The sequence below is a fragment of the Stenotrophomonas sp. YJH_SMC_119 genome, from assembly GCF_059368315.1.
Genome location: NZ_JCAFRP010000004.1, coordinates 88902 through 115280, shown reverse-complemented (window position 1 = coordinate 115280; position 26379 = coordinate 88902). Strand labels below are relative to the sequence as shown.

Here is a 26379-nt window from a genome sequence, read left to right as displayed (position 1 = left end):
AAGCCCGCTACAGCCAACGCCGCACACGTTGGCGGAACATCGGATACACGTCGGGGAAGCGGGCCAGCAACGCCCGCTCTTCCGGCATGATCTGCAACCAGGTGATGTAGAGCACGAACAACGGCACAGCCAGCAACGCGATCGTGTTCTGCAGGTACAACATTGCGCCAGTGAGGATCGTTGCCTGGCCCAGATACATCGGATTGCGCGTGTAACGGTACATGCCGCGCGTGACCAGCGCGCTTGATGCGGAAGGGCGCAGCGGATTGACCGTGGTGCGCGCCCGCTGGAACGCAAGCTTCGGCAGCAGGTTCAGCGCCACACCGATCCCCATCACCCCGCCTGACATCAGGGCCCGCATCGGCAGTGGCAAGACCGCCTCCGGCCACAGTCGGCTCCCAAGCCAGCCGATCCCCGCGCACAGCAGCATCACCAGCGGCGGCGGGATCCGGGTCTCAAGCCACGTCATCGCAGTCCCTGCATAACCCCATTCACCCCAGTGTCACACGGAACCGGCTGAATCGCTTGGATGGCAGCGCCTGAGCGCCCCAAACCGACCGCCCGGTATCTTCCGCTTTGACATGCCGACCGCTAGAGTGGCGCCACCGCGCAGGAGGATCGTATGGCAACCACGGGCTTGGGCTTCATCGGCCGCACGACCCTCATCATCACTGTGCTGCTCACCCTGGGCGGCTGCGCCACGTTGCGCCAGTTCGGGCCGTCGGTGCAGGTGGCCTCGGTCACGCCCGGCCAGTACATCGCGCTCAAGCGCGGTGACATCCTTACTTCCGGCAAGCTCAGCGCGGCGACCACGGAGACCTTGCGGGTGGCCGGCCTCGATGAAGGCGTATGCGCCAAACCGGGCCTGCCCTGCATCGAGGCGATGGAAAGCAGCATCGTGGTGCGCGAGGAAGACAAACGCTCCAGCCTGGCCGAGTTGTGGCTGCAGTATGCGATGACCCTGCCGGCGCCGAAGCGTGAGTACTCGGCATCCGGCCGCGCCAAGAGCGCGATCACCGAGCTGGATGCCGATTTTCAACCGCGCCTGGATGCGTGGATGCAGGTCGCGCGCCAGGCCTATGCCTATCTTTTCTTCACCGAGCGCACCGCCAACCAGCGCGGCTTCGAAGATCGCCAGACCCAGGTGCGCGACTACTACAACCTGGCCGTGCAGGAAGCCTCGGTACAGCTGTACGACGCCTATGCCACGGGCCGCGTGCACGGCCAGGCCAGCCACTTCCAGCTGGGCCGCTGGACCTTCGTGCTGGCCCCTTCAGGCGAAGCATCACCGCTGGATACGCGTACCCCTACCGAACTGGTACCGGCGGCCTCGCTGTCGTTCACTGGCACGCTGCGCAGCGTGCATCGCCGCGATGGCTTCGGTGCCGAACTGGTGGCGGTGATGAACGATCCAGCTGGCAGCACGGCGACCCCGCCTTCGGCAGCGACGCCCGCCGCGCAGGCCAGCACCTCGGCCGCGCAGAGCTGGAGCGAGATGCCCTCCCCTTCGATGACGGTGCTGCTGCGCTTCTCGGGAAAGAACCTGTGGGAAGTGCTGCACGACGACGAGCCGGAGCTGGAGATCCACGATCCCTACCAGGTCACGGAAGTCACCCTGCATGGCCAACAGGTTCCGCTGGCCGCGAACTTCACCGCCGGCTATGCGTTGTGGCTGGCCCGTTCCAACTTCAGCCACCAGTCGCTGCGCTCGCTTTTCGGTGGCAAGGGCGGCATCGACACGCCGCACCTGTACATGATGCAGCCCTACGATCCGAACCGCCGCGTGCTGCTGATGATCCATGGCCTGGCCAGCAGCCCGGAAGCCTGGGTGAACGTCGCCAACGAACTGATGCGCGACGACGAGATCCGCCAGGACTTCCAGGTCTGGCAGTTCTACTACCCGACCAACATGCCCATCGCGATGAGCCACGATGCGATGCGTCATACGCTGTCCGAAGTGCTCAAGCATTTCGACCCCAGCGGCAAGGCGCAGGCTTCGCATGACATGGTGCTGGTCGGGCACAGCATGGGTGGCGTGATCGCGCGGCTGATGATCTCCTCTTCCGGCGATCATCTGGTCGACACCCTGCTGGAGACTGCGCAGATGACGCCGGCACAGCGTGAACTGCTGCGTACCAAGGGCGCACCGGTGCTGACTTTCCTGCCGGAACCGGAAGTATCGCGCGTGGTATTCATCGCCACGCCACACCGCGGCACCGACGTGGCGGGCACCCGCCTGGGCCGCTGGATCGGTCGCCTGGTGCGGTTGCCGCTGACCGTGCTGGAAGACGTCGCCACCATCGCCAACGACGGCCAGATCGACCGCAATGATGGCAAGCACGGTTACCAGATGAACAGCATCCAGAATCTGGACAAGGACGATCCTTTCGTCCGCGCGGTGGCCGACCTGCCGATGTCGCCGAAGGTGCACTACCACTCGATCATCGCGCGCGCCAAGGCCGATGGGCCGCTGGAAAAGACCGACGACGGGCTGGTGCCCTACTGGAGCTCGCACCTGCCGCACGCGGATTCGGAGAAGGTGATCGTATCCGGGCACAGCGTGCAGGAAGCCACGCCGGCCATCGTCGAACTGCGGCGGATCCTGCATGAAGACATGCAGCAGCATTCGGCCACGGTGAAGTAGCTGCGCGCGGCTGAGGGAAAACCCTCATCGCCTGTACGCATCAGCCCTTCTATGCTGGATTCCACCACCCCACTGGAGGTCCGCATGAACACGCAAGAGCCCAGCCGCCAGCCCAGCCCCGACCCGGCCGAGCGCGATGCCTTCTTCCCGTCGCCCTACTCGCTGTCGCAGTTCACATCGCCCAAGAGCAACCTGTCCGGTGCCGACTATCCGGACGCACGCCGCGATGGCCGCTGGAAGGTGCTGATGATCGCTGCGGACGAACGCTATCTGCCCACTGCCAACGGCCACCTGTTCTCCACCGGCAACCATCCGGTGGAAACCCTGCTGCCGATGTACCACCTGGACAAGGCCGGCTTCGACATCGATGTGGCCACGCTGTCGGGCAACGCCGCCAAGTTCGAGTGGTGGGCGTTCCCGCGTGAGGACACGGAGATCGGTGGACTGTACGAACGTTACGAGTCGCGCTTCCGCCAGCCGCTGCCGTTGGATGAGGTGGTGGCAGGCCTCGATGCCGCATCGGATTATGCCGCCGTGTTCATTCCCGGTGGCCATGGCGCCCTTATCGGACTGCCGCAGAGTCGCGCGGTAAAGGCAGCCCTGCACTGGGCGATGGCCGAGCAACGTCACATCATCACCCTTTGCCACGGCCCGGCCGCATTGCTGGCCGCAGGCGTGGACGAGGCCGATGGTGGTTCGCTGTTCCGCGGCTACCGCATCTGTGCCTTCCCCGATGCGATGGACCGGCAGACGCCGGAGATCGGCTACATGCCCGGGCAGCTGCCGTGGTTCTTCGGTGAGCGCCTGGCGCAGCAGGGCGTGCAGATCGTCAATGACGGCATCGATGGCAGCGTGCTGCAGGATCGCCTGCTGCTGACCGGCGACAGCCCGCTGGCCGGTAATGCGCTGGGCAAGCTGGCCGCACGCACGCTGCTCGACGCCTTGGCCAGCCGCTGACCCGGATGAGCGAACTGGTGCAGGCGTTGCTGGAACTGGAACGCGCCCGCTCACTGAGTGCGGTGGGCTCCGTACTACGCAGCATCTCTGCACCGCTCGGCTACGACCGCGTGCTGGTGTTCGCCACCGGCACGGGGTTGGAGCGCGGTACACAGCGCGTGTACTGGATCGAGGGCGACTGGTTCGGCGACGGCAGCAGTACCGACCTCGCGCGCTACCTGCACGCCTGCCCGGTCAATCGCCACGTACTGGACAGTGACGCGCCGTTCTTCTGGAGCAAGCGCCAGGGTGTTCGCGGCGAACGCTATCAGGTGGTGAAGCAGCCACGTGGTGAAGGCCTGCACGGTCTGCAGGTGCCGGTGTTCGGCACCACCGGTCTGGAAGGCGCGATCAGTTTTGCCGGGACAGCGATCGATGCATCGGCCAGCGCGCGACTGCAGCTGGAAGCTGCTGCAGCTGCAGCATTCCGTGCCGCGCGCCATCTGGCCGAATCGCCTGCCGAGCTTTCGGGAAGCGCACTGAGCAACCGCGAGCGCGAAGTGCTGCGCTGGGTCGCCGCTGGCCGTCGCCAAGCTGAGATCGCGGCCACGCTTGGGCTTTCCACGCGCACCGTGGAGAACCACCTGCGCCACGCGCGGCAACGGCTGGGTGTGGCGACCACCGCGCAGGCAGTGCGTGCTGCCAGCCGTCGCGGCGAGATCGAAGACTGATCACGGCGAGACACTTCCGGCGGCCTGGTTCGCGTGTTACACACGCCATGCGCATGTGCGCGATTGCAGAAGCAAGGATGATGCTTATGAAACTGCAACTGGCCGCGATGGCCGCATTGATGTTGGCATTGGGTAGTGTGGTACCGGCAACCGGCCACGCGGCCGGGTCCCCCGGATCGACGACCGATTGCGTACCCGTAAGGCTTGGGCCCAACCTCGTGCATCAGCGCTGCACCGTCACCCGCACTCTGGCAGACGGCACCGTTCTCACGTCGGTGTACTGGATAGACGAGAACGGTCAGTGGTACCTCCCGGCAGACTGATCTGCATCGGACACCGACTACGACTCCAAGGAGTGTGATCAATGACGCTGCACAATCGAATGACCGCTTTTTCTTTCGCTGCAGTAGTTGCACTTGCCGCCCTGGTGCCCTCGCCGCCGGCGAATGCAGCCGAAGAGGTCGGCCTGCAGGAGGAGTGCGTGCCCTTCCGCATCAGCGGCAACGTGTTCCACCAGCGTTGCACGTTGTACGTGGTCCATGACGAGGGCACCCGCGTAGTCAGCGACCACTACAACCGCGACGAGAACGGGATGATCTACGACCCCTGATCGGGCAAGGGGCATCTGCCGGGCGGAGCGTCCAGCGCCCGTCCGGCATCTCCCAGTCGCCCATCCCGGCATATCGCTGCCCTCGCCTTCCATGGCATGCTTCATGAAACCGTTTTCATGGAATGGAGGGATTTCACGATGTTGTCGCGTTTCCGTCGCCCCGCGCTGTGTGCGCTGCTGGCGCTTGCGCTGCCTGCCGCCGCCTGGGCTGCTGCACCGGCGCCACTCAAAGTGATGTCGTTCAACGTACGCACCCCGGCCGATACCGAACCGGGCAAGCGCTGGCCCGACCGCCGCGATGCCATGGTCAAGGTCATCCTCGATGCGCACCCGGCTGTGATCGGCACCCAGGAACTGGTGAAGGAGCAGGCCGACTACCTGTCCGAACACCTGCCCGGCTACCGCTGGTTCGGCGAAGGCCGCCGTGGTGGCAGCGGTGACGAACACATGGGCGTGTTCTACGACAGCAAGGTGCTGGCCATCGAGGAGTCCGGCAACTTCTGGTTGTCCGATACACCCGACGCACCCGGCAGCATCACCTGGGGCAACCTGTACCCGCGCATGGTCACCTGGGCCCTGTTCCGCCGCCTGGACGATGGCCGTCGCTTCTATTTCATGAATACCCACCTGCCCTACCGCGACGAGGATGAACCGCGCCGGGTGAAGGGTGCCGAGCTGATCGGCAAGCGCGTGGAAGCCCTGCCGGCCGATCTGCCGGTGGTCCTGACGGGTGACTTCAACAGCGAGCCCGGTGGTGACACCTACAAGGCATTCACCCGCCTGCTGCAGGACACCCGTACCCAGGTGAAGGTTCCGCAGGGGCCACGCCTGACCTTCCACGATTTCACCGGCAAGGCCACCGTGCAGCTGGACTGGGTGCTGGTGCGTGGCTTCCATGCACGCAGCTTCCTGACCGATGACCGTCGCATCGACGGCGTGCTGCCGTCGGATCATTTCCCGCTGGTGGTCGAGCTGGACTGGCCGAAGCACTGAACCTGTACGGCAGCCGCAGCTACGGCGGCGGCTGTCGCGACATCAGCCGGTACAGCGCCTGATGCTGGTTGCGTGCCTGGCAGATGCGGGCACCGACCGCCAGAAACACGGAGATGCCGATCAGGCCCAGCCCCAGCATCTGGTCCGGCAGGCGCATGAAGCCGATCGCAGCCGCCATGGTAGCCAACACCATCAGCACTACGACCGCTACCGACAGCCCTGCGCCAGGCGGTCCCGGATCACCAAACAGCATGCGCTGGGTATCACGTTTGTCGTCGCTCATCGCCATCCCTCCCGGAATCTGCCCCACTAGTTACACCGCAGGCCCCGGTTCTGGCAGAGTCAGAAACGTCATGACTGTGACAACGTCCACAGCACGCGACGCGCTACCCTTCCTCCATTCCCAATCTGCGGAGGACGTCATGGCGCACCAGAGCCGTCTGGCCGGATTCATCATCGACTGCCAGGACACGCCCGCTGACGAAGGCGCACGCTTCTGGGCGGCCGCCCTCGGTCTGCAGGCGCAGCCATCGTATGGCGAAGATGGCGCCGAGTACGCCGACCTGCAGGGCGCACCCGCAGGCCTGAACGTGGAAGTGCAACGTGTCGCTCACCCCTCACGGGTGCACCTGGACATCGAGAGCGACGACATCGATGCCGAGGCAGATCGACTGGAAAAACTCGGCGCGCGCCGGATCAGCTTCGTCAAACGCTGGTGGGTGATGGAAGCACCCACCGGCCATCGCTTCTGCATCGTGCGAATGCGCGAGCGCGACACACCGGCCAATCACTGGCCCTGACAGAAGAAAGGGACGGAAGCCACTGCTTCCGTCCCGTGCGGTTACTGCACCTGCGCCACGCTGGTTTGCTGCGGCGATTGCCCCCAGCCACCCAGCGCCTTGTACACGCCCACCACGCTGACATTGACCTCGGACTCAGCCGCCGCCAACGCATCGTCGGCCGCCAGCTGCGTGCGCTGCGCATCCAACAGGGTCAGGAAGTCTTCCGAGCCCTCGCGGTAGCGGATCTGCGCCAGCGACTCAGCCCGGCGTGCCGCCTGCGCCTGCTCGACCACGATCGCCAGCCGCGCCTGCTGCTTGGAATAGCGGGTCAGCGCGTTCTCGGTGTCTTCCAGCGCCAGCAGCACGGCCTGCTCATACTGCGCAGCCACACCCTCGGCTTCAGCCTTGCTGGCACGCAGGCGTGCACGCACGGTGCCGAAGTCGAACGCGGCCCAGCTCAGCGACGGCGTCAGCGACCAGGCCTTGTTGTTGCCATTGACCAGGCCACTGGCGTCGCCGCCAAGGAAGCCGACGAAACCGGACAGTGACAGCCGCGGGAACAGGTCCGCAGTGGCCACGCCCACCCGCGCGGTGGCAGCGGCCAGGCGACGCTCGGCCACGCGCACGTCGGCGCGTTGGCGCAGCAGCTCGCGGGTATCGCCCAGCGGCAGCGCCTTGGCAAATGCCGGCACGTCGTGCGGCGCAAGCATGGCGGTCAGCGTTTCCGGACGCTGGCCCAGCAGAACCGCCAGGCGATTGCGCGACTGCGTTTCGGCCACTTCCAGCAGCGGAATATCGGCCTCGATCGCCTTCAGCCGGGCGCGACTGCTCTGCACGTCCAGCTCGCTGCCGGCGCCCAGCTCCCAGCGCGCCTCGGTCAGCTTCTGCGTATCGCGCAGGTTGACCAGGGTGTGCTGGGCCACCGCGATGCGCTTCTGCGTACCGCGCAGCTCGAAGTAGTTGCGTGCCACTTCGGCGGCGACCAGTACCTGCGCATCGGCCAGGTTGGCCTGCTCGGCGTCCAGGTCGGCGCGCGCGGCTTCTGCTGCACGGCGCTTGCGGCCGAACAGATCCAGCTCCCAGCCGGCATCGAAGCCGAGCTGGTAGCTTTCACTGAACACCCGCTGCCCACCCAGCTGCGGATCGGGTTGCTTGCGGCGGTCGTAGCTGCCGCCCGCGGTGATGTGCGGGGCCTGGTCGAAGCGGCTTTCGACGAACACCGCACGGGCCTGGCTGACGCGGGCCACGGCCACGCGCAGGTCCAGGTTATCCGACAGTGCACCGTGCACCAGTTCTTCCAGCACCGGATCATCGAACTGCGCCCACCAGCTGGCCACCGGCGAGGTAGTGCTGAACACAGGCTGCTGCGCCCCCTGCAGCACCACCGGTTCCTGCACCGGCGCCTTGTAGTTCGGGCCGACGCTGACACAGCCCGCCAGCACCAGGCTGGAGACGGCCATCGCCAACGTGCGGATCACCATGGCAGCACCTCACCCAGGTAGGTGAAGCTGCCGCTGGCACCGGATTCACCGATGAGTGCCATTTCCACGCTGGAGCGTGCACCTTCACTGATTTCGATCTCGCCGTTGCCGCCGTTCATGTCGGTCTTGACGTAACCCGGATGCACGGTATTGACCTTGATCGGCGTGTTGCGCAGTTCGTAGGCCAGACTCAGGGTCCAGCTGTTCACCGCGGCCTTGGAGGCGTTGTACGCCGGAATCTTGAAGTCATAGATGCCCGAGGAGGGATCCGCGTGCAGGGTCTGCGAGCCGAGCATGCTGGACACATTGACGATGCGGCCGGACTTGGCCTGCTTGACCAGGGGCAGGAATGCCTGGGTGACCGCCACCAGCGCATACACGTTGGTGTCGAAGGTACGCTTCCAGGTCTCGAGCGATTGCTCCGACGGCGCCTGCGCGGGATTCTCGATCATGATGCCGGCATTGTTGACCAGGATGTCGAGGCGGCCATGGCGCTGGCGTACCTGCTCGACCGCTTCGGCGATGCTGGCCGCGTCGGTCACGTCCAGTTGCAGGGCTTCAACCGGCAGGCCTTCAGCCTGGAGCTTCAGCGCCAGCTCAACGGCGGTCTCACGCTTGCGACCGGCCAGCAGCGTGTGCACGCCCGCCTGGGCCAGCTGGCGCACGGTTTCCAGGCCGATGCCACGGGTAGCGCCGGTGACCAGCGCGATCTTGTTCTGATGGGTATTCATGGATGCATGCCTTGTGAGGGGGAAGCCGCCGCCGGCCATTGACCGGCGGCGACGGGGTTTCATGTCAGTGGTGGATGGTCGGCTCGCCGTGCTGCACCAGCTGGCCACCACCGTTGCGGGTGACGAACTTGCGCAGGGCCACGTAGAACACCGGGGTGAGGAACAGGCCGAACAGGGTCACGCCCAGCATGCCGGCGAACACGGTGATACCGGTCACCGAGCGCACCTCGGCACCTGCACCGTGCGACAGCACCAGCGGCACGGTGCCGGCGATGAACGCGATGGAGGTCATCACGATCGGGCGCAGGCGCAGGCGGCAGGCTTCCAGCGCAGCTTCAACGATTCCCTTGCCGCCCATCTCCAGTTCTCTGGCGAACTCGACGATCAGGATCGCGTTCTTGCACGCCAGGCCCATCAGCACCACCAGGCCGACCTGCACGAACACGTTGTTGTCACCGCCGGTCAGCCAGACGCCGAACAGCGCGGACAGCAGGGTCATCGGCACGATCAGGATCACCGCCAGCGGCAGCGACCAGCTCTCGTACAGCGCGGCCAGCACCAGGAAGGCCAGCATGATCGCCACCGGGAACACGATGAAGGCGGCTTTGCCTTGGGTCGCCTGCTGGTAGCTCAGGTCGGTCCATTCGGTGGTCATGCCCACCGGCAGCACCTTGCCGGCGATCTCGGTCAGCTTGGTCATCGCCTCGGCCGAGGACAGCAGGCGCGGGTCGGCTTCACCGGCCAGGTCCGCTGCCGGGTAACCATTGAAGCGCAGCACCGGGTCCGGGCCGAAGGTCTGCTTGATGGTGACCATCGAACCGATCGGCACCATCTCGCCGCGGTCGTTGCGGGTACGCAGCTTGCCGATGTCCTCGACCGTCTCGCGGAACGGACCGTCTGCCTGGGCGATCACCTGCCAGGTACGGCCGAACTGGTTGAAGTCGTTGACGTAGGCCGAACCCAGGTAGGTCTGCAGGGTGTCGAACAGTTCGGTGAGCTGCACGCCCTGTGCCTTGGCCTTGACGCGGTCGACCTCGGCATCCAGCTGCGGCACGTTGGCCTGGTAGCTGGAAATCGGGAAGGCCATGCCCGGCGTCTGCGCCACGGTGCCCTGCATCGCCTGCACCGCATTCTGCAGCGCGCCGTAGCCCAGGTTGCCGCGGTCCTCGATGAACATCTGGTAGCCGTTGCCGTTGCCCAGACCGAGGATCGGCGGCGGCATCATCGCGAAGGCGAAGCCTTCCTGCAGACCGGCGATCTTCTGGTTGATCTCGGCATTGATCTGCGCAGCGGTACGGCCATGACGCTCGGCGAAGGGCTTGAGCGGAATGAACGCCACACCGGTATTGGGCGTATTGGTGAACTGCAGCGCGTTCAGGCCCGGGAACGAGATGGTGTGGGCCACGCCATCGGTTTCCTGGGCGATCTTGGCCACCTTGCGCAGCATTTCATCGGTACGCGCGATCGACGAACCTTCCGGCAGCTTCACGCCGGCGATCAGGTACAGCTTGTCCTGGGTCGGGATGAAGCCCGGCGGCACCAGCTTGAAGATCACGCCGGTACCGACCAGCAGGATCGCGTAGACCACGAACACCGCGCCACGTCGGCCGAGGATGCGGGCCACGCCACGTTCGTACTTCTCCGAGCTGGACTTGAAGAAGCGGTTGAACGGACGGAACACCCAGCCGAACAGGCGGTCGATCAGGCGGCTCGGGCCATCCTTCGGTGCGCCGTGGGCCTTCAGCAGGCGCGCGGCGAGGGCCGGCGACAGGGTCAGCGAGTTGATCGCCGAGATCACCGTGGAGATGGCGATGGTGACCGCGAACTGCTTGTAGAACTGGCCGGTGACACCGGACAGGAACGCCATCGGCACGAACACGGCACACAGCACCAGCGCGATCGCCACGATCGGGCCGGACACTTCGCGCATGGCCTGGTGGGCCGCGGCGGTGGGCGACAGACCTTCCTCGATGTTGCGCTCGACGTTCTCCACCACCACGATCGCGTCGTCGACCACGATGCCGATCGCCAGCACCAGGCCGAACAGGCTCAGCGTATTGATCGAGAAGCCCAGCAGGTACAGCGCGGCGAAGGTACCCACCACCGACACCGGCACGGCGATCAACGGGATGATCGAGGCACGCCAGGTCTGCAGGAACAGGATCACCACCAGCACCACCAGCGCGATCGCTTCCAGCAGCGTGGAGACCACGGCCTTGATCGAGTCGCGCACGAAGATGGTGGTGTCATACACCGCTTCGTACTTCACGTCGGCCGGCATGGTCTTCTGCATCTCGTCCATCGTCGAGATGACCTGGTCACGGATTTCCAGCGCGTTCGCACCCGGCGACTGGAAGATGCCGATACCGACCGCGTTCTTGCCGTCCAGCTGCGAGCGCAGGGTGTAGTCGCCCGCACCCAGCTCCAGGCGGGCCACGTCGGACAGGCGCACGATTTCGCCATCGGTGCCGCTCTTGAGCACGATGTCGCCGAATTCCTTTTCGGTCTTCAGCCGGCCCTGGGCATTGATCAGGGTCAGGAACTTGCTGTCCGGCAGCGGTTCGGCGCCGAGCTGGCCGGCCGACACCTGCACGTTCTGCTCGCGCATGGCGCGCACCACGTCGCTGGCGGTCAGGCCGCGCGAAGCCACCTTGTCCGGATCCAGCCAGGCGCGCATGGCGTAGTCGCCACCACCGAAGATCTGCGCATCACCGACGCCCGGAATGCGTGCCAGCGCATCCTTGACGTGCAGGCGGGCGTAGTTGCGCAGGTACAGGGTGTCGTACTTGCCTTGCGGGGAGGTCAGGTGCACCACCATCAGGAAGGTCGGCGACTGCTTCTGCGTGGTCACGCCCTGCCGGCGCACGTCCTCGGGCAGGCGCGCCTGCGCCTGCGCCACGCGGTTCTGCACCTTCACCGCCGCTGCGTCCGGGTCGGTGCCCGGGCGGAAGGTGACGGTCATCTGCAGCACGCCGTCGGAACCGGCGACCGACTTCAGGTACATCATGCCTTCGACGCCGTTGATGGCTTCTTCAAGCGGCGTGGCGACGGTCTCGGCAATGACCTTGGGGTTGGCGCCCGGATAGACCGTGCGCACGACCACCGACGGCGGCACCACTTCCGGGTACTCGCTGATCGGCAGGATTGGAATCGTGATCAGGCCTGCGGCGAAGATCACGATCGACAGCACCGCCGCGAAGATCGGCCTGTCGATGAAGAAACGGGAAAAGTCCATGGAGGAATTCCTGGGAAAGGCATTCGGCGGGCAACAGCCACCCTGCCCCTCGCCGAAATGACGAAGGCAGGGAAGGCTGCCGCTGGCGCCGGCAGCTAAGCGGGGACGCGGATCAGTGCTTCAGGGCGGCGGTGGCATCGCGGCCCGGTGCCGGCGCCGGCTGTGGCTGCATCGCCACCGCCTTGGCCTGCACCGGCATGCCCGGCATGAAGACCTTCTGCACGCCGTCGATGATCACCTTGTCGCCCGCGGCCAGGCCGTGTTCGACAATGCGCAGGCCATCAGCGGTGCGACCGAGCTGGATGTCGCGGCGCTGGGCCTTGCCATCCTTGTCGACCACGTAGACATACTTGCGGTCCTGGTCGGTCAGCACGGCCTTGTCATCGATCAGCAGCGCCTGGAACTGGCCGCTGCCGAGCAGCTGCACGCGGGCGAACAGGCCCGGCGTGAACTGGCGGTCGGCGTTGTCCAGCAGTGCGCGGACGCGGATGGTGCCGGTGCTGCGGGCGACCTGGTTGTCGAGGAAGTCGACCTTGCCCGAGTGCGGGTAGCCCTCTTCGCCGGACAGGCCAACCTTCACCGGCAGTTCGCTGTCACGCTCGCTCGGGCGCTCGCCCTTGCGTGCCATCTGGGCGTAGCGCAGGAAGGTGCTTTCGTCGGCATCGAAGTAGACAAAGACGGTATCCAGCGAGACCAGCGTGGTCAGCACGCTGGCACTGTCGCCGGCGGTGACCAGGTTGCCGGCGGTGACCATCGCGCGACCGGCACGGCCGTCGATCGGTGCACGCACCTTGGTGAACTCCAGGTTGAGCCGGGCCGCGTCCAGCGCAGCCTGCGCGGCCTGCACGGCGGCACCGGACTGGTCGGCGGCCGCGCGACGCTGTTCGGCGGTCTCGGTGGAGATCGCCTGCTGCTCGGACAGTCGCTTGGCGCGCTCGGACTCGCTGCGGGCCAGCGTGGCCTGGGTGCGGGCGCGGGCCAGCTCGGCAGCCGCTCGATCGTACTCGGCCTGGTAGCTGCGCGCGTCGATGGTGAAGAGCACTTCGCCCTTCTTCACTTCCTGGCCTTCGACGTAGTTGACCTTGTCGATGTAGCCGGACACGCGCGGGCGCAGTTCAACGCTCTGCACCGCTTCGACGCGGCCGCTGAACTCGTCCCACTGGCTGACCTGCTTGACCAGTACCGGCGCGGCGCTGACCTGCGGCGGCGGCGGTGCACCGGCTTCTTCGGCGTGGCCGCCGCTGCAGGCCGCAAGCACGGCTGCGGCGAGGATCGACACGCCGACCATCGCAATGCGATGGCCGAAACGATGTGGGGTGGTATTGGGGGAAGTCATGGCATGCATCCGTACGGAGGGGTGGTACAGCTATATGAGAACGTGTTGCAAAAATCGGCGGCGTATCCTGCGACCTCAACCATGGTCGAGGTCAAGCAACGCCTGCGGTATCGCGCCACAAAGGGGGAACTTCCAGGTGCAGCAGGCCACGCGGCAGCTCGGCATCGCTGCTGTCACAGCGGACGATGGCACGGTTGTCGCGGCAACCATCCAGCAGCGACACAACGCGACGACCCACCAGCAGCGAGCTGGGCCACTCGATGCAGGCATTGGCCGCATTGGCCGGGGTGCACACCGGGCTGCAGACTTCCAGCATCTGCGCGCGCACGCCCAGCGCCTGCGCTTCCTGGTGCACGACCTGCGCGTACATGCGCAGCGCGGCGGTGGTGATCGAGGTCTCGCCGTAGCCCGCCCATGGTTTTGCGTTGGCCGGGCTGCCGATCATCACGTAGCGGCGCGCATGCACGTTGTCCTGCAGCAGCGGCAGCAGGTGACGCACCGCGTGCACGTGCGGCATCAGATCGGCCTGCATCGCGCCCATCAGTTCGTCACCGTTGCGGTCGACCACGCGACCGCGGCGGTACGGTCCACCCATTGCGGCGATCACCGCCGCCAACGGGCGCGGGCGCTGCGCGATGCGTTCGGCCAGCGCGCGCGCCGATCCGTCGTCGCTGAGCGACCCCAGCAGCGTCTCCAGGCCCGGCTCGTCAGCGAACTGCTCGTGCAGCGCCGCCAGCCGGCTCGGATCGCGGCCGACAACCAGTACCGGGCTGCCGGCCTCCAGCAGCGCGCCAACCACACCCTGGCCGACGGCACCGGTGCCGCCCAGGACCAGGACTTCAGGCGTCAGCATCCCATTCACGGGACATTTCCTCCCAAATCCGGGATAGTCCCGATTCGGCGCAGGCGGTCACCCTTGTGAGGGGCCAGGCGGATGGCACCGCCACGCTGCTGACGCATGGGCGCGGTAAACTCACGAAAGTCCTTGTGTACCAAGGAACTCGGACGGGCTTCGACGGTCATCGCCAGGTCCAGGGTGTTCTGGCCGGCGTTCCGGAGTCGGGCAAGAATGTTGCGCAGGCTCATGGCGGACGGGCTCCAATTAACGAATGGCGCCACGATAGACCTCAAACCTTTACTTGATTAGTCCTGATTAAGGGGAATAATCATCCCGCTCCCGGTCCAATCGTTCTGTCACGATTGTCCCATCCCCGACGTCCAGGATCCCCGACCATGTCCCACGATCTCAACGAGACGCTGATCTTCGTCAAAGTGGTCGAGCAAGGCAGCTTCATTGCCGCTGCCAAATCGCTCGGCCTGCCCAAGACCACGGTCAGCCGCAAAGTGCAGGAGCTGGAAACGCGCCTGGGCGCGCGCCTGCTGCACCGGACCACGCGCCGCCTCGGCCTGACCGAAGCCGGTTCGATCTACCACGAACATTGCCAGCGCATCGCGCGCGAACTGGAAGAGGCCGAGAGCGCGGTGAGCCAGCTGCAGTCCGGCCCGCGCGGCTGGCTGCGCTTCACCGTGCCCTATTCGATCGGCATCACCTGGATCGCCCCGCTGCTGGGCCAGTTCCATGCGCAGTACCCGGAAATCCGCCTGGACATGCACATGGGCAACGAGAAGCTGGACCTGATTGCAGGTGAAGCGGACCTTGCGCTGCGCGTGGGGGCCCTGCCCGATTCCAATCTGGTCGCACGCAAGCTCGGCAGCCTGCGCACGCAGGTGTTCGCCAGCCCGGCCTACATCGAGCGCTATGGCGAGCCGCTGCATCCGGAGGAGCTGCAGTTCCATCGCATCCTGGCGATGCGCAAGCCGTACCACACCGGCAATTCGCCGCGCTTCACCTGGCAGCTGGGCGAGAACGGCGGCGAGCTGCGTGACTTCCCGGTCACCCCGCTGATGACCGCCAACGACATGTCTGCGTTGAATGGTGCATTGGTCTGTGGCGAAGGCCTGCTGCTGACCGGCGACGTGATGGCCAAGCCGTTCGTTGAATCGGGCATGGTGCGCCGCGTGCTGGCCGGCTGGACCGGCCCGGAAGTGGACTTCAACGCCGTGTTCGCCGGCGGCCGCCTGGTCTCGCCAAAGGTGCGTGCGTTCGTCGACTTCCTGGTCGAAAAGCTCAACTTCGACGCCAATTACATGCTGGCGCAGTGCCCGGGTGCGAAGCTGGCGCAGCAGCAGAAGGAAAAGGAAGACGCCGCTCTGGAAAGCAGCGGCAAGCGGATCCTGGAGAAGGTGGCCGCTTCTGCGGCGTAGCCTGCAACAAGAGCGCCTACCCATCTCCTGGTAGTTGCCGACCTTGGTCGGCATGGCTTACAGAGGGATGCGCTATCGGCGTGCCGAGCAACGCTCGGCACCCACAAAAATGCCGCCTGCAAGGGCGGCATTTTCGTTCCGGCCGATGGCCGGACCGCCGGCTCAAGCAGTAACGCTACGCGTTATTGCTTGAGCGGAATCACCCGGATCTCGACGCGGCGGTTCTTGGCGCGGCCGGCGTCGGTGCTGTTGTCGGCAATCGGGTACGACTTGCCGGCGCCCAGCGTTTCGATGCGCACGCTCTGCACGCCCTGGCCGATCAGGTACTGCGCGACCGAGTCGGCACGTTCCTTCGACAGGCGGTTGTTGACCGCATCGCTGCCGATGCTGTCGGTGTGGCCGACCACTTCGATCATGGTCTGGTTGTAGTCACGCAGGGTGCCTGCCACGCCATTGAGCGCGCCGTAGAACTGCGGCTTCAGGGTCGACTTGCCGAAGTCGAAAGTGATGCCGTCCGGCAGGTTCAGCATGATGTTGTCGCCCTGGCGCTGCACATCGATGCCGGTGTTGGCAGTGCGCTCGCGCAGTGCGCGTTCCTGGCGATCCTGGTACTGGCCGACGGCGGCGCCGCTGAGCGCACCGATACCGGCGCCGATCAGGGCATGCTGGCGGCGCTCGGTGGCGCTGTCGCCGGTCAGCAGGCCGGCTGCCACGCCAATGGCGGTACCGATCAGGGCGTTGCGCCCGGTGCGGTTCTGCTGCTCGGTGGGGTTGCCGTACTGGTCACTCTGTACGTAGGAGCCGCCGGTGGCGCAGGCCGACAGGACGGCCGCACTCATCAGGGCCAGTGCGACGTTGCGGGTGGTGTTGCGGATCATGAGGTTCTCCTTGGTTTCCGGTCGGCCGGCGGCCTGCGGGCGCAAAGAGAATAAACAGCCCGATGCGATGCCGGAATGATGATCGGGCTCACCGACAGGGCCGCGTTCAGCTAACTGACCAGATCGCTCAGGTCGCCCTTTACCCCGCCCCCGACTGGCGGTAAGCCGCCAATGCGGCGTCGCGGCCCGCGGCCAGGTCCACCAGCGGCGTAGGCGGATAGCCCGGGGCATGTGTCGCCAGCAGCAGCGGATGCTGCCAGGGCGCAAACCGGGCCTTCACCGGCAGCGCGGCCAGTTCGGGCACCCAGCGGCTGATGTACCGTGCCTGCGGATCGAACTTCTCGGCCTGGGTCACGGGGTTGAACACACGGAAGTACGGTGCCGCATCGGCACCGGTCCCGGCCACCCACTGCCAGCCCATGGTGTTGTTGGCCAGGTCGGCATCGACCAGGGTGTCCCAGAACCAGCGTGCGCCATGCAGCCAGTGCGCGCGCAGGTGCTTGCACAGGTAACTGGCCACGATCATCCGCACCCGGTTGTGCATGTAGCCGGTGTGCCACAGCTCGCGAAGCCCGGCATCGACGATCGGCACGCCGGTGTTGCCGCGCTGCCAGGCGTGCAGCTGCGCCTCACTGGGCGTTGCCCATGGGAAGCGATCGAAACGCGGGTTGAGGTTGTCAGTGGGCGTCTTCGGGAAGTGATGCAGCAGGTGGTAGGCGAAGTCACGCCAGCCCAGCTGGCGCAGGTAGCCGTCGATGTCGGCGTCGGTGCCGGCGCTACGCAGCCCTTCCAGCGCATGGGCAATCCGCCAGGGTGCGATTTCGCCGAAATGCAGGTGCGGCGACAGCCGCGAGGTCCCGACACGGTCCGGCAGGTCACGCTGCTCGCGATACCCGCGCAGGGCACCGTCTTCAAAGACGGACAGTGCTTCCAGCGCACCGGCTTCGCCCGGCTGCCAGTGCTCCCAGAAGCCGGTATCCCAGTCCAGCGTCGGCGCCAGCTGGAGATCATCCAATGCCAGGCTGTCGACCGCGTGCGGCGCCAGTGCTTCCGGTGCGGCCTGCAGTGGCGGCAGGCGCCAATGACTGAGTACATTGCGCCAGTACGGCGTAAATACCTTGTACGGCTGGCCCTGCTGGGTGGCGATGTCCCAAGGCTCGAACAACAGGCTGCCATTGCAGCTCTGCGCGTCGATGCCCTGCTCGCGCAGCATGCGCTTGATGGTGGCGTCGCGTGGCTGGGTGGCCGGTTCGTACTTGCGGTTCCAGTACACCGCCTCGGCGCCGGTCTGCGCGATCAGCAACTGCAGGGCCGGCAGGCTGTCACCACTGCGCAGCACCAGCGAGGAACCGCGCGTGCGCAGGTCCGCATCCAGCGCGGCCAGTGAACGGTGGCGCCACGCATCGGAGGCGGCACCCGGCGCCCACTCACCTTCTTCGTGCGGCGCATGGATGTAGACCGGCACCACGTCGTGGCCGGCATCCAGCGCGGCCTGCAGGGCCGGATTGTCCTGCAGCCGCAGATCACGGCGGAACCATACCAACGCTACCGACACAGGTACTGCCTTCGTTGTGGAAGGCGCACATGATAGCCAGCGGTGGTGAAGGGGATGCGCGCAGACGCCGTCTGCTAGGCTGCACGGCCGCTACCCGTTGGACTCTGACATGGATGATCTGCACGCCTCATTCGCCCGCTTCGGGCTGCTGCATGCGCAGCACGAGCGTGACTGGCAGGGCCCGTTCCCGCTGCCCACGGCACTGGCGTCGTTCTACGCGCAGGTCGGGCCGCTGGGCGAAGAGATCAATGCCAAGGTTGGCCGCGCCGGCATCACCGTTCCCGGCCTTGATGTCTGGATACCGCCACTGCAGCGCCTGTGGAGCCAGCAGGCCGGCTATCGATGGCATGGCGTCAGCGGCGAACGGATCAACGACTGGCCATCGAACTGGCTGGTGATTGCCGATCGCGGCGCTGATCCGTTCATCCTCGACCTGGACGACGGCCGTGTGCTGTTCAGCCACCACGGCGCCGGCCTGCTGGATGCCGGCGAGATCACTGCCGATGTGCCAACCTTGATGGCGGCTCTGGCTGCTGCAGGCACGGTGTACCTCGATGCCGGCGATGACCTCTACAACGACGATGACGATGGCGGCATCCGTCCTGAACACCGGGAGGCAGCCGTACAGGCGGTGGCCCGGGTACTGGGCGACCGCCTGCAGGCCGAGTTGTTCATCGAGACGTTGCTGGACTGAATCCAGCCATGGCGTGGATCTATTTCTCGAAGCGCTTCATCGCTTCGCTGATCAGCGTCCGCGCCTCGGCAGCGTTGCCCCAACCGTTGAGCTGCACCGGGTTGCGCCCGGCCGGCAGGTCCTTGTAGACCCGGAAGAACGCTTCGATGCGCTGTCGTTCGATCTCCGGCAGATCGGCCAGGTCGCGGATGTTGGCGTAGGTCGGGTCAACCTTGTCGGTCGGCACGCCGATGATCTTCTCGTCGTGCTCGCCGCCGTCGACCATCTTCAGGTAGCCGATCGGCCGGAAGCGCACGATCACGCCCGGATGCAGGGGTTCACGGGTCAGCACCAGCGCGTCCAGCGGATCGTTGTCGCCAGCCAACGTGCGCGGCATCGAACCGTAGTTGGCCGGATAGGCGACCGGCATCGACTGGAAGCGATCCACGTGCACCAGGCCGTCCTCCTTGATCTCGTACTTGGTGAAGCTGCCGGCCGGAATCTCCACCGCCAGGTTCACTTCCTGCGGCGCCTGCTTCGGCTGCGCCACCAGGAACGGGTGCAGCACGCCATCGGCGGCGGCCACCGCGGTCGCCAGCAGGAGCAGGGCCCCGCCGATGGCAGCCATGGGGACAAGACGGTGTACGGTTTTCATCTGGATCTCCTCCTCATTCCCAGCAGCGATCGGCGCGGCCCTTGGCAGTCTGCGCGCGCGGGCAGTCACGCGGCGTGATGCGGCCTTCGGTCAGCTCCGTGCGCTGCTTGCCGCCCTTGGTGTCGCGACGCAGCTCGAAGGCATCGTAGAGTCGCCCGGTCACCGTGCGGGCTTCATAGCGCAGGTGCTGCGGATCGATGTGCAACACCTGGAACAGCTGGGTGTCCTCGGCCACCGGATCCATCGTCCTACGTGCCTCGTCGGAGAGACGGTACTGCTTCGGCCCCGCCACGGTCACCACGTACTGCGGCGTCGCGGCCTGTCCTTCGCCACGGCGGCCATAGGTGTGATCGTGGCCCTGCAGCACCAGATCGACGTTGTGGCGACGTACCACCGGCAGCAGCACGTCACGCAATGCGGCGTTCTCGCGCCCTTCGCGCGGCGAATAGAACGGCTGGTGCAGCAGCACGAGTGTCCACGGCTGCGGATTGCCGGTCAGTACCTTGTCCAGCCACTGCGCCTGTGCCTTGGCCGTGCCAAGGTCGAGTGCCGACGTGCCATCGACCACGGCGACGCGCACGCCCTGCGCATCGAACCAGTAGCTGGTCTGCTGTGCGGCGGATGCCCCATTGCCCGGCAGCGCGAACGTCACCGGCCAGTGCCTGCCCAGCACGCGGCGTTCCTGCGGAGTGTCCTCGAACTCCTCGACATACTCGTGGTTGCCGATCGCCGGCGCGACCAGGGTTTCCTGCGCCAGCCATCCGGTGGCGGCAAACCATTCGCCCCACTCGCTGTCATCGGCACCATCGCCCCCACTGACCAGATCGCCAGCGAACAGGCTCAGGCGCGCCTCGGGTGCGGCCTTCTGCGCGGCGCGCACCACGCGGCTGACATGGCTCACGTTCTTGTTCTGGGTATCTCCAAAGTACAGCAGGGTCAGCGGCTGGTCGGGCGCAGCCAGCGTGCGCAGCTGGTTCCAGGCGCTCCAGCTGCCGTTGCCCTGCACGCGGTAGACGTACAGGGTATCGGGCCGCAGGCCGCTGACATCAGCGCGGTGGTGGTGCGACAGCCCGTTCTCGGTCTGCAGCGCGCGGGTCGTGGCGCGCACCTGGCGGATGCCCTCGATGGCCGGTGAATCACCGGCAAGGGCAATCTCCAGCAGCGGCGCCTGCACGCTGCCGTCGGTGCGCCAGGCCACGGCGAACCCATGGCCGGGATCGACTGCCGGCGAAGCGACAATGCGGTCCGGCACCGTCGTCGCTGCGTAGTGGCGGCTGCCCGCCGGCACCTGGGTGTTCGCTTCAGCCGCCGCGAAGCACAACGACGGCACCGCCAGCAGCAGGCCCAGCGCCAACGTACGCATCAGGCAACGACCGCTCACGAACCACACTCCAGCGGCAATGCCAACTGCTTGGCGATGCTCTCCCAGTCGAACGCCACCACGCCCTGATCGTCATGCACCGCATACAACGCGCCGTGCGGGAAGCGCGCGCTGGGCTGCTGCATCATCCAGATGCCATCGGTGTTGGCCACGGTATTGCCCTGGAACGCGCCGACCGGCTTCAGGGTGTGGCGGTCGAACAGGTGGAACACGCTGCGCTGCTTGCCCTGTTCGGTGGTGATCCACCAACCATCCTTGCCGCAGGTGCGCAGGGTTACGCCTTCGGCCTGCGCCTTGAACACGTCGCGGCCGAAGGTGGTGCCGGTGAAACGCCCGGCCAGCGTGTAGACCTTGAACTCGCTGGCGTAGCCCTCGTCCTCTTCGGCGATCAGCAGGCGATCGTTCTCGGGGTCGCCCCAGATCGACTCGACCACGCGCAGGGCACCCGCCTCAGTGGTATCACCGATGCTGGCCACAAGCTTCGCTTCGATCTTCGCGCCATCGCGGGTCACCTGGTACTGGCGCACGCGCTTGTCCAGCTCGGTCAGCGGCGGCAGGATGTCACGGCCCTGTGCATCCTCGCCGTTGTCCCAGGAGTCGGTCACGTAGACGCTGTAGCCATCGGCACGGCGGTCGACCCACAGCCCGTACGGCTTGCGCAGGTCGTCCGCAGCGAAGGTCGCCAGTGGAGTGAAGTCCGGCAGGCTCAGTACCTGCACGCGGTGATTGTCGCGCTCCACGATCCACAGCAGATCGTCGGTCACCGCGATGCCGTTTGGGCGATCGAACTGCCCTGGCGCGGTGCCGCTGCTGCCTACGTCGCGCAGGTGCTGGCCGCTGCTGCCGTCGTAGACCACCAGCTTGTCGGTGGCCTTGGCAGTGGCGATCAGCCACAGCTTTCCGTCAGGTGCACGCCAGGCGGCAGGCGAATCGATGTTGTCAGCCGGCGTCATCGGTGAAAGGAATGCCTCGGCGATGGTGGTCACCGCACGCTCGTTCGTGGCCTTCGCTCCGGGCTTGGCCACGGCCGGATCATTGCCGTTGGCCGGCGTGCAGCCGGCCACCAGCGTCACGGCCAGCAGGGTGGCCAGCAGGGTGATGCGAGGCCCGCTCACAGTGCCACCTTCAGGCCCAGTGCGTAGGTGCGGCCATATTCTTCCATCTGCAGGGTGCGCGAGCGCGCGCCCTGGTACAGCTCCAGCGGCTTGTCCAGCAGGTTCTGTGCCTCGAAATACATGCTCACGCGCGGAGTGAACCTGTAGTCAAGCGAGAAGTCGAGCTGGGTGTTCGGCGCTACGTAGATGTCGAAGGCACGGCCGGCACCAAGGGTATCCAGGTACTCGCTGCGGTGCACGGCTGCCACGCGGGTGCTCAGGCCGTACTTCTCGTAACCGATGTGCGCGCTGTACACGTTCTTCGAGGCGCGCGGCAGGGTGAAGTCCTCACCCGCGCGCTTGGCCAGGCCCGGGTCGAAATCAGTGTCCAGCCAGGTGCCGCTGGCACCCACCAGCAGGCCATCCCAGCCAGCCGGGAGGAACGACAGCTGCTGCTGCCAGTTGAATTCGGCGCCGCGCACCTTGGCCTTGTCGCCATTGATCGAGGTCACCACCGGCAGGCCGTCGTAGATGCCGTCGGCGCCAGCCTGGCGGACCTGCACGATGTAGCCGTCGATCGATTTGTGGAACACGCCCAGCGAGAGGATGCCGCTGTCGCCGATGTACTTCTCCACCGACAGGTCGATGTTGGTCGACTCGTACGGATCCAGCTCCGGGTTGCCCAAACGCACTTCATTGTCGTTGCGGGCCAGGCCGATGCGCGGCGAGGCATCGCCGAAGCCCGGGCGCGCCACCGTCTTGTTGGCGGCGAAGCGGAACACCCAGTCGTCGCTGGCGTCGTAACGCAGGTGCAGGCCCGGCAGTACGTTGTTGTAGCTCTTGCTGGCGGTGACCCGGGTCGCGGTGTAGGAGCGCCCGTCCTTGGCCACGTCCACGCGATTGCCGGTGGCGCTGAAGCGGGTGTTCTCCACACGCACGCCGCCGATCACGCGCAGCGCACCGATGTCCCAGGTGCCCATCGCATAGCTGGCGAACACGTCTTCGCGCGCGGTGTAGTCGCCTTCCAGAGACGTCGCGGCGTTGCCACCGACATCCTGCGGACGCGCGCTGTATTCGCCACCGTGCTGCGACCAGTAGCTGCGCATCGCCGACGAGTCCATGCCCTGCCCCATCGGGCCGTGGCGATGTTCCGGCGAGCCGGTGGTCCAGTCACTGAGCTTGATCGCCGGACCCACGCGCAGCGACGCCTCATCGACATTCACGTCACGGTCGCGCCAGCGCCCGAGCAGGCCGAACTTGTAGCTGCTGTTGTCGCCGTCGAAGCGGATGTTGACCTGCGCGCTGCGCTCCTCGTCGTCCACCTTCTTCGGCTTGGCCACCACACGGTCGAACTTGTAGTTGGCGTTGTCCAGCCACTGATCGTTGTCGAAGGTGTAGGTGGGCAGGCGGCTGCGCTGGTCCAACGTGCCATTGAAGGCCTTGCCGTTGAGCTTGAAGCGCGACTCGATCTCGTCGTCCACGCGTTCTTCGGTACGGGTATAGCCGATCTTGTAGTCCAGTACCGCGTCGGTCAGCTTGTTCTCGCCACCCAGGCTGGCGGCGAAGGTGTTCTCTTCCTTGGTCCGGTAGCGCATGCGCTTGTCGATCGAATCCTTCGGCATGCCGGCAAGTCGATACTGGTCGGTGCCGGTGGCGATCATGTCGGCGCTGTTGAAGTTGAAGATCACGCGCTGGCGGGTTTCGGCATCGTCGAACTGGCTGTACAGCGTGCGCAGGTAGTAACGGCTGTCCTCGTTCGGGCGCCAGTCGAAATTGAGGTTGGCGCCGATGCGCTTGCGCTCGATCTCGTACTTGCGGTTCTGCAGGTTCAGCGCGGTGATTTCGCCCGGGCGGGTGGTGGTCGGATCCTTGTTCCCGCTGACATCACCGTACTCCACTTCGCTGTTGTCCGATTCGAACGTCCGCTTCTGGTAGTTCACGCCGGCGGCGATGCCGAAGGTGTCGTTGAACACTTCGCTGTAGTTGAAAGCGGCCTTCGGGCTGGTCTCGCCCGAAAGCTGCTGGTGGCTGCCTTCGATCTTGCCACGCAGGCTGCGGCCCTCGCGGTCGAACGCCGAGGCGGTCTCGACCAGGATCGCGCCGCCAATGGCGTCGCCCGGCATGTCCGGGGTCGGTGATTTGACCACGCGCAGGCGCTCGGTCGAATCGGACGGGATCACGTCCATCGGTGCGGCGCGGCTGGAGTTGTCCGGTGTGCCGATGGCGATGCCGTCGACGCTGACGCTGTTGAGGTTGGCATCCAGTCCGCGCACGACCACGAAGCGGCCCTCGCCCTGGTCGCGCGTCACGCTGATGCCCGGCAGGCGTTGCAGCGACTCGGCCACGTTCTTGTCCGGGTACTGGCCCAGCGCGTCGGACGACACCGCATCCTCGATGGCGTTGCTGCTGCGCTTGAGGTCCACCGCGCGGATCTGCGATTCAAGCTGGGCGCGCACTTCAATGCGGTCCAGGTCGACCGCATCGGCGGCCACTGCACCGGTGGCGGCGACCGCCTGCTGCCCGGCGGCCTGCAGTGGTGCAGCAGCCCCCATCGCCAGGGTCAGGGTGATGGCAACGGCCAACGGAGTCTTGATATGCACTGGGAATCCCCATTCCTGTTAAGAATGGGTCTGCACGGTATGTCCGCAAGGTTGCATGGCAATGACATGCATCTGCACATTTCATGCAGGCCGTCTCCGGCCCCGGTTTGGGGTTGGGCGCCCAATCCGGCAAAATGGCGTCCTCTCTCCTTATCCCCCTTCCCGACCATGAAGATCGTCGAAGTGCGCCACCCGCTGGTGCAGCACAAGATCGGCCTGATGCGCAACGCTGCGCTCAGCACCAAGGATTTCCGCGAACTGGCCAACGAGCTCGGCACGCTGCTGGCCTACGAGGCCACCGCCGACCTGGACACCGAGCCGCACACCCTGCCCGGCTGGGCCGGCCCGGTCACCGTGCAGCGCATCGCCGGTGCCAAGATCACCGTGGTGCCGATCCTGCGCGCCGGCCTGGGCATGCTCAGCGGCGTGCTGTCGCTGATCCCGGCGGCACGCGTCAGCGTGGTCGGCCTGCAGCGCGATGAGGAAACGCTGCAGCCGGTGCCCTACTTCGAGCGCCTGACCGGCCGCCTGGAAGAGCGCGACGCGCTGATCCTGGACCCGATGCTGGCCACCGGCGGCACCCTGATCGCCACCATCGACATGCTCAAGCGTGCCGGCGCCCGCCGCATCAAGGGCATCTTCCTGGTGGCCGCGCCGGAAGGCATCGAAGCAGTCAAGGCCGTGCATCCGGACGTGGAAATCTACACCGCCGCCATCGATGCCCAGCTCAATGACAAGGGCTACATCCTGCCCGGCCTGGGCGATGCCGGTGACCGCATCTTCGGTACCCGCGTCGGTTGATCCGGTGAACCGGGGTCGGATCCCTTTCGCAGAAAGGGCTCTGACCCCACCCCGGATGCCGGCCTACAGGCCGGCCGCGAACGCTTCCAGCTGGCCGATGACGGTGTTCCAGCCGTCGAAGAAGCCCATCTGCTCGTGCTGGTCGCGCAGGGCCTTGTCCGGGTGCATCACCTGCGCGGTGTAACGACAGCCCTGGCCGTCATCCTCCATCGAGATGATGGCGGTGAAGCCCAGCCACGGTGACTGCGGCCGCCAACCCGGTCCCAGCATCGAGGTGAACACCAGACGCTGCTGCGGCACGATCTCCAGAAAGCTGCCCGGGTTGTCACTGCTGCCGCCGTCGGGGCCCTGCATGAAGGTGTGGAAGGCGCCGCCCGGGCGCAGGTCGAAGGCACGCACTTCGGTGGACCACGGCTTCGGGCACCACCACTGGCGCAGCAGCTCCGGGTCGGTCCACGCCCGCCACAGGGCGGCGCGCGGTGCGTTCAGTACGCGACTGATGACCAGATCGGTCTCGGGGTTGCTACCTGCGTCTACGGCCATGGGCCTGCTCCTGTCGGTGAAGGGTTTCGACAAACTCGACCATGCGGTCGGCGCGCGCTGCCCACACGACGCGCTGCGCGGCCAGCCATTGCTCGGCCTGGCCCAACCGTTCCGGCACCAGTTCGCAGGTGCGTACACGCCCCTGCTTGCGACTGCGCACCACGCCACTGCGCTCCAGCACGGCCAGATGCTTCATCAGCGAGGGCAAGGCCATCTCAAAAGGCTCGGCCAAGGTCGACACCGTGCGCGGCCCCTGCCCCAGCGCCGCCACGATCGCGCATCGGGTGGGGTCGGCCAGTGCCTGGAACACGTCTTGAATGGCGGGATCATACTTACCCATCTGGCTAAGTAATACGCCGATCTGAATGCCCCTGCAAGCGGTCGCTGCCGAGGCACGATTCTTCACGTGGCCTTGCTGCCTGCAGGCCAATGCTCCGCGCACCCGCCACCGCTTG

General features: G+C 66.1%; 26 protein-coding genes. 10 read left to right on the top strand and 16 right to left on the bottom strand.

Translation table 11 applies throughout. The features are described from left to right. Nucleotides 1-7: 7 nt before the first annotated feature. Entirely contained in the window at nt 8-469 is a 462-nt protein-coding gene (locus AC5P6S_RS08115) for a methyltransferase family protein (RefSeq protein ID WP_005409122.1), read from the bottom strand. A 153-nt stretch (nt 470-622) separates the two neighbouring features. Here AC5P6S_RS08115 and AC5P6S_RS08110 point away from each other — a divergent pair, with 153 nt between their 5' ends. From AC5P6S_RS08110 to AC5P6S_RS08085, 6 genes are all read left to right on the top strand, one after another. Next, nucleotides 623-2644: an esterase/lipase family protein gene (locus AC5P6S_RS08110; RefSeq protein WP_049397840.1), complete on the top strand. Its 2022-nt coding sequence runs from the start codon at nt 623-625 to the stop codon at nt 2642-2644. A gap of 84 nt (nt 2645-2728) precedes the next feature. Then, nucleotides 2729-3601: a glyoxalase III HchA gene (gene hchA / locus AC5P6S_RS08105; RefSeq protein WP_024956432.1), complete on the top strand. Its 873-nt coding sequence runs from the start codon at nt 2729-2731 to the stop codon at nt 3599-3601. A gap of 5 nt (nt 3602-3606) precedes the next feature. After that, complete coding sequence (locus AC5P6S_RS08100) at nt 3607-4311, top strand: PA1136 family autoinducer-binding transcriptional regulator (protein WP_049397841.1); 705 nt, start codon at nt 3607-3609, stop codon at nt 4309-4311. Between the two features lie 86 nt (nt 4312-4397). Continuing rightward, complete coding sequence (locus AC5P6S_RS08095) at nt 4398-4634, top strand: hypothetical protein (RefSeq protein ID WP_024956430.1); 237 nt, start codon at nt 4398-4400, stop codon at nt 4632-4634. A 59-nt stretch (nt 4635-4693) separates the two neighbouring features. Beyond that, nucleotides 4694-4921, top strand: coding sequence for a hypothetical protein (locus AC5P6S_RS08090; RefSeq protein WP_229298723.1), 228 nt, complete (start codon nt 4694-4696; stop codon nt 4919-4921). A gap of 138 nt (nt 4922-5059) precedes the next feature. Continuing rightward, the gene (locus AC5P6S_RS08085; protein ID WP_099526956.1) at nt 5060-5914 is read left to right on the top strand and encodes an endonuclease/exonuclease/phosphatase family protein; all 855 of its coding nucleotides are present in this window, start codon (nt 5060-5062) and stop codon (nt 5912-5914) included. Between the two features lie 19 nt (nt 5915-5933). Here the strand turns inward: AC5P6S_RS08085 and AC5P6S_RS08080 are convergent, their stop codons facing one another. Then, on the bottom strand, nt 5934-6197 hold the full coding sequence (locus AC5P6S_RS08080) for a hypothetical protein (protein ID WP_005409115.1): 264 nt from the start codon (nt 6195-6197) through the stop codon (nt 5934-5936). A gap of 139 nt (nt 6198-6336) precedes the next feature. Here AC5P6S_RS08080 and AC5P6S_RS08075 point away from each other — a divergent pair, with 139 nt between their 5' ends. Further along, nucleotides 6337-6714, top strand: a complete 378-nt coding sequence (locus AC5P6S_RS08075; protein WP_285309887.1) for a VOC family protein — start codon at nt 6337-6339, stop codon at nt 6712-6714. Between the two features lie 41 nt (nt 6715-6755). Here the strand turns inward: AC5P6S_RS08075 and AC5P6S_RS08070 are convergent, their stop codons facing one another. The 6 genes from AC5P6S_RS08070 to AC5P6S_RS08045 all read right to left on the bottom strand — a co-directional run bounded on the left by AC5P6S_RS08070 (nt 6756) and on the right by AC5P6S_RS08045 (nt 14565). Continuing rightward, entirely contained in the window at nt 6756-8177 is a 1422-nt protein-coding gene (locus tag AC5P6S_RS08070; protein ID WP_076739253.1) for an efflux transporter outer membrane subunit, read from the bottom strand. Further along, complete coding sequence (locus AC5P6S_RS08065) at nt 8171-8908, bottom strand: SDR family oxidoreductase (protein ID WP_005409112.1); 738 nt, start codon at nt 8906-8908, stop codon at nt 8171-8173. The genes AC5P6S_RS08070 and AC5P6S_RS08065 overlap by 7 nt, the downstream gene beginning before the upstream one ends. A gap of 64 nt (nt 8909-8972) precedes the next feature. Next, a complete protein-coding gene (locus AC5P6S_RS08060; protein WP_005409111.1) occupies nt 8973-12143 on the bottom strand; it encodes an efflux RND transporter permease subunit in 3171 nt (1056 codons plus the stop codon). 112 nt (nt 12144-12255) lie between these two features. Then, nucleotides 12256-13479, bottom strand: coding sequence for an efflux RND transporter periplasmic adaptor subunit (locus AC5P6S_RS08055; RefSeq protein WP_005409110.1), 1224 nt, complete (start codon nt 13477-13479; stop codon nt 12256-12258). A gap of 91 nt (nt 13480-13570) precedes the next feature. Beyond that, entirely contained in the window at nt 13571-14341 is a 771-nt protein-coding gene (locus tag AC5P6S_RS08050) for an SDR family NAD(P)-dependent oxidoreductase (protein ID WP_005412995.1), read from the bottom strand. After that, complete coding sequence (locus tag AC5P6S_RS08045; protein WP_005409108.1) at nt 14338-14565, bottom strand: hypothetical protein; 228 nt, start codon at nt 14563-14565, stop codon at nt 14338-14340. Before AC5P6S_RS08045 ends, AC5P6S_RS08050 begins: the two co-directional genes overlap by 4 nt. A 147-nt stretch (nt 14566-14712) precedes the next feature. Here AC5P6S_RS08045 and AC5P6S_RS08040 point away from each other — a divergent pair, with 147 nt between their 5' ends. Then, nucleotides 14713-15744: a LysR family transcriptional regulator gene (locus AC5P6S_RS08040; RefSeq protein WP_005409107.1), complete on the top strand. Its 1032-nt coding sequence runs from the start codon at nt 14713-14715 to the stop codon at nt 15742-15744. Nucleotides 15745-15926: 182 nt separating this feature from the next. Here the strand turns inward: AC5P6S_RS08040 and AC5P6S_RS08035 are convergent, their stop codons facing one another. Both AC5P6S_RS08035 and AC5P6S_RS08030 read right to left on the bottom strand, forming a co-directional pair. Next, entirely contained in the window at nt 15927-16622 is a 696-nt protein-coding gene (locus tag AC5P6S_RS08035; protein WP_005409106.1) for a YiaD family glycine zipper/OmpA-like lipoprotein, read from the bottom strand. Between the two features lie 139 nt (nt 16623-16761). Continuing rightward, nucleotides 16762-18177, bottom strand: coding sequence for a cryptochrome/photolyase family protein (locus AC5P6S_RS08030; protein ID WP_065183326.1), 1416 nt, complete (start codon nt 18175-18177; stop codon nt 16762-16764). A 109-nt stretch (nt 18178-18286) separates the two neighbouring features. Between AC5P6S_RS08030 and AC5P6S_RS08025 the strand changes: the two genes are divergently transcribed. Next, on the top strand, nt 18287-18871 hold the full coding sequence (locus AC5P6S_RS08025; protein ID WP_062606080.1) for a hypothetical protein: 585 nt from the start codon (nt 18287-18289) through the stop codon (nt 18869-18871). Nucleotides 18872-18890: 19 nt separating this feature from the next. On the opposite strand, the gene AC5P6S_RS08020 is transcribed toward AC5P6S_RS08025, so the two are convergent. The 4 genes from AC5P6S_RS08020 to AC5P6S_RS08005 are packed head-to-tail and all read right to left on the bottom strand — an operon-like array spanning nt 18891 to nt 24532. Continuing rightward, nucleotides 18891-19505, bottom strand: a complete 615-nt coding sequence (locus AC5P6S_RS08020) for an inorganic diphosphatase (RefSeq protein ID WP_012479786.1) — start codon at nt 19503-19505, stop codon at nt 18891-18893. A gap of 13 nt (nt 19506-19518) precedes the next feature. After that, complete coding sequence (locus AC5P6S_RS08015) at nt 19519-20868, bottom strand: purple acid phosphatase family protein (protein ID WP_495204567.1); 1350 nt, start codon at nt 20866-20868, stop codon at nt 19519-19521. A 14-nt stretch (nt 20869-20882) separates the two neighbouring features. Beyond that, nucleotides 20883-22001: a phytase gene (locus tag AC5P6S_RS08010; RefSeq protein ID WP_495204556.1), complete on the bottom strand. Its 1119-nt coding sequence runs from the start codon at nt 21999-22001 to the stop codon at nt 20883-20885. Then, nucleotides 21998-24532, bottom strand: a complete 2535-nt coding sequence (locus AC5P6S_RS08005; RefSeq protein WP_495204566.1) for a TonB-dependent receptor — start codon at nt 24530-24532, stop codon at nt 21998-22000. The genes AC5P6S_RS08010 and AC5P6S_RS08005 overlap by 4 nt, the downstream gene beginning before the upstream one ends. A 216-nt stretch (nt 24533-24748) precedes the next feature. On the opposite strand from AC5P6S_RS08005, the gene upp reads away from it, so the two are divergent. Continuing rightward, nucleotides 24749-25381: a uracil phosphoribosyltransferase gene (upp, locus tag AC5P6S_RS08000; RefSeq protein WP_005409099.1), complete on the top strand. Its 633-nt coding sequence runs from the start codon at nt 24749-24751 to the stop codon at nt 25379-25381. Nucleotides 25382-25444: 63 nt separating this feature from the next. Here the strand turns inward: upp and AC5P6S_RS07995 are convergent, their stop codons facing one another. Then, nucleotides 25445-25924, bottom strand: coding sequence for an SRPBCC family protein (locus tag AC5P6S_RS07995; protein ID WP_495204555.1), 480 nt, complete (start codon nt 25922-25924; stop codon nt 25445-25447). Next, entirely contained in the window at nt 25905-26330 is a 426-nt protein-coding gene (locus AC5P6S_RS07990; RefSeq protein WP_227415832.1) for an ArsR/SmtB family transcription factor, read from the bottom strand. The genes AC5P6S_RS07995 and AC5P6S_RS07990 overlap by 20 nt, the downstream gene beginning before the upstream one ends. Between the last annotated feature and the right edge of the window lie 49 nt (nt 26331-26379).

Bases quoted from the DNA above. Each gene is read 5' to 3' on its own strand.
- AC5P6S_RS08115 (WP_005409122.1), bottom strand. From the start codon at position 469: ATGACGTGGCTTGAGACCCGGATCCCGCCGCCGCTGGTGATGCTGCTG.
- AC5P6S_RS08110 (WP_049397840.1), top strand. From the start codon at position 623: ATGGCAACCACGGGCTTGGGCTTCATCGGCCGCACGACCCTCATCATC.
- hchA (WP_024956432.1), top strand. From the start codon at position 2,729: ATGAACACGCAAGAGCCCAGCCGCCAGCCCAGCCCCGACCCGGCCGAG.
- AC5P6S_RS08100 (WP_049397841.1), top strand. From the start codon at position 3,607: ATGAGCGAACTGGTGCAGGCGTTGCTGGAACTGGAACGCGCCCGCTCA.
- AC5P6S_RS08095 (WP_024956430.1), top strand. From the start codon at position 4,398: ATGAAACTGCAACTGGCCGCGATGGCCGCATTGATGTTGGCATTGGGT.
- AC5P6S_RS08090 (WP_229298723.1), top strand. From the start codon at position 4,694: ATGACCGCTTTTTCTTTCGCTGCAGTAGTTGCACTTGCCGCCCTGGTG.
- AC5P6S_RS08085 (WP_099526956.1), top strand. From the start codon at position 5,060: ATGTTGTCGCGTTTCCGTCGCCCCGCGCTGTGTGCGCTGCTGGCGCTT.
- AC5P6S_RS08080 (WP_005409115.1), bottom strand. From the start codon at position 6,197: ATGAGCGACGACAAACGTGATACCCAGCGCATGCTGTTTGGTGATCCG.
- AC5P6S_RS08075 (WP_285309887.1), top strand. From the start codon at position 6,337: ATGGCGCACCAGAGCCGTCTGGCCGGATTCATCATCGACTGCCAGGAC.
- AC5P6S_RS08070 (WP_076739253.1), bottom strand. From the start codon at position 8,177: ATGGTGATCCGCACGTTGGCGATGGCCGTCTCCAGCCTGGTGCTGGCG.
- AC5P6S_RS08065 (WP_005409112.1), bottom strand. From the start codon at position 8,908: ATGAATACCCATCAGAACAAGATCGCGCTGGTCACCGGCGCTACCCGT.
- AC5P6S_RS08060 (WP_005409111.1), bottom strand. From the start codon at position 12,143: ATGGACTTTTCCCGTTTCTTCATCGACAGGCCGATCTTCGCGGCGGTG.
- AC5P6S_RS08055 (WP_005409110.1), bottom strand. From the start codon at position 13,479: ATGACTTCCCCCAATACCACCCCACATCGTTTCGGCCATCGCATTGCG.
- AC5P6S_RS08045 (WP_005409108.1), bottom strand. From the start codon at position 14,565: ATGAGCCTGCGCAACATTCTTGCCCGACTCCGGAACGCCGGCCAGAAC.
- AC5P6S_RS08040 (WP_005409107.1), top strand. From the start codon at position 14,713: ATGTCCCACGATCTCAACGAGACGCTGATCTTCGTCAAAGTGGTCGAG.
- AC5P6S_RS08035 (WP_005409106.1), bottom strand. From the start codon at position 16,622: ATGATCCGCAACACCACCCGCAACGTCGCACTGGCCCTGATGAGTGCG.
- AC5P6S_RS08025 (WP_062606080.1), top strand. From the start codon at position 18,287: ATGGATGATCTGCACGCCTCATTCGCCCGCTTCGGGCTGCTGCATGCG.
- AC5P6S_RS08020 (WP_012479786.1), bottom strand. From the start codon at position 19,505: ATGAAAACCGTACACCGTCTTGTCCCCATGGCTGCCATCGGCGGGGCC.
- AC5P6S_RS08015 (WP_495204567.1), bottom strand. From the start codon at position 20,868: ATGCGTACGTTGGCGCTGGGCCTGCTGCTGGCGGTGCCGTCGTTGTGC.
- AC5P6S_RS08005 (WP_495204566.1), bottom strand. From the start codon at position 24,532: ATGGGGGCTGCTGCACCACTGCAGGCCGCCGGGCAGCAGGCGGTCGCC.
- upp (WP_005409099.1), top strand. From the start codon at position 24,749: ATGAAGATCGTCGAAGTGCGCCACCCGCTGGTGCAGCACAAGATCGGC.
- AC5P6S_RS07995 (WP_495204555.1), bottom strand. From the start codon at position 25,924: ATGGCCGTAGACGCAGGTAGCAACCCCGAGACCGATCTGGTCATCAGT.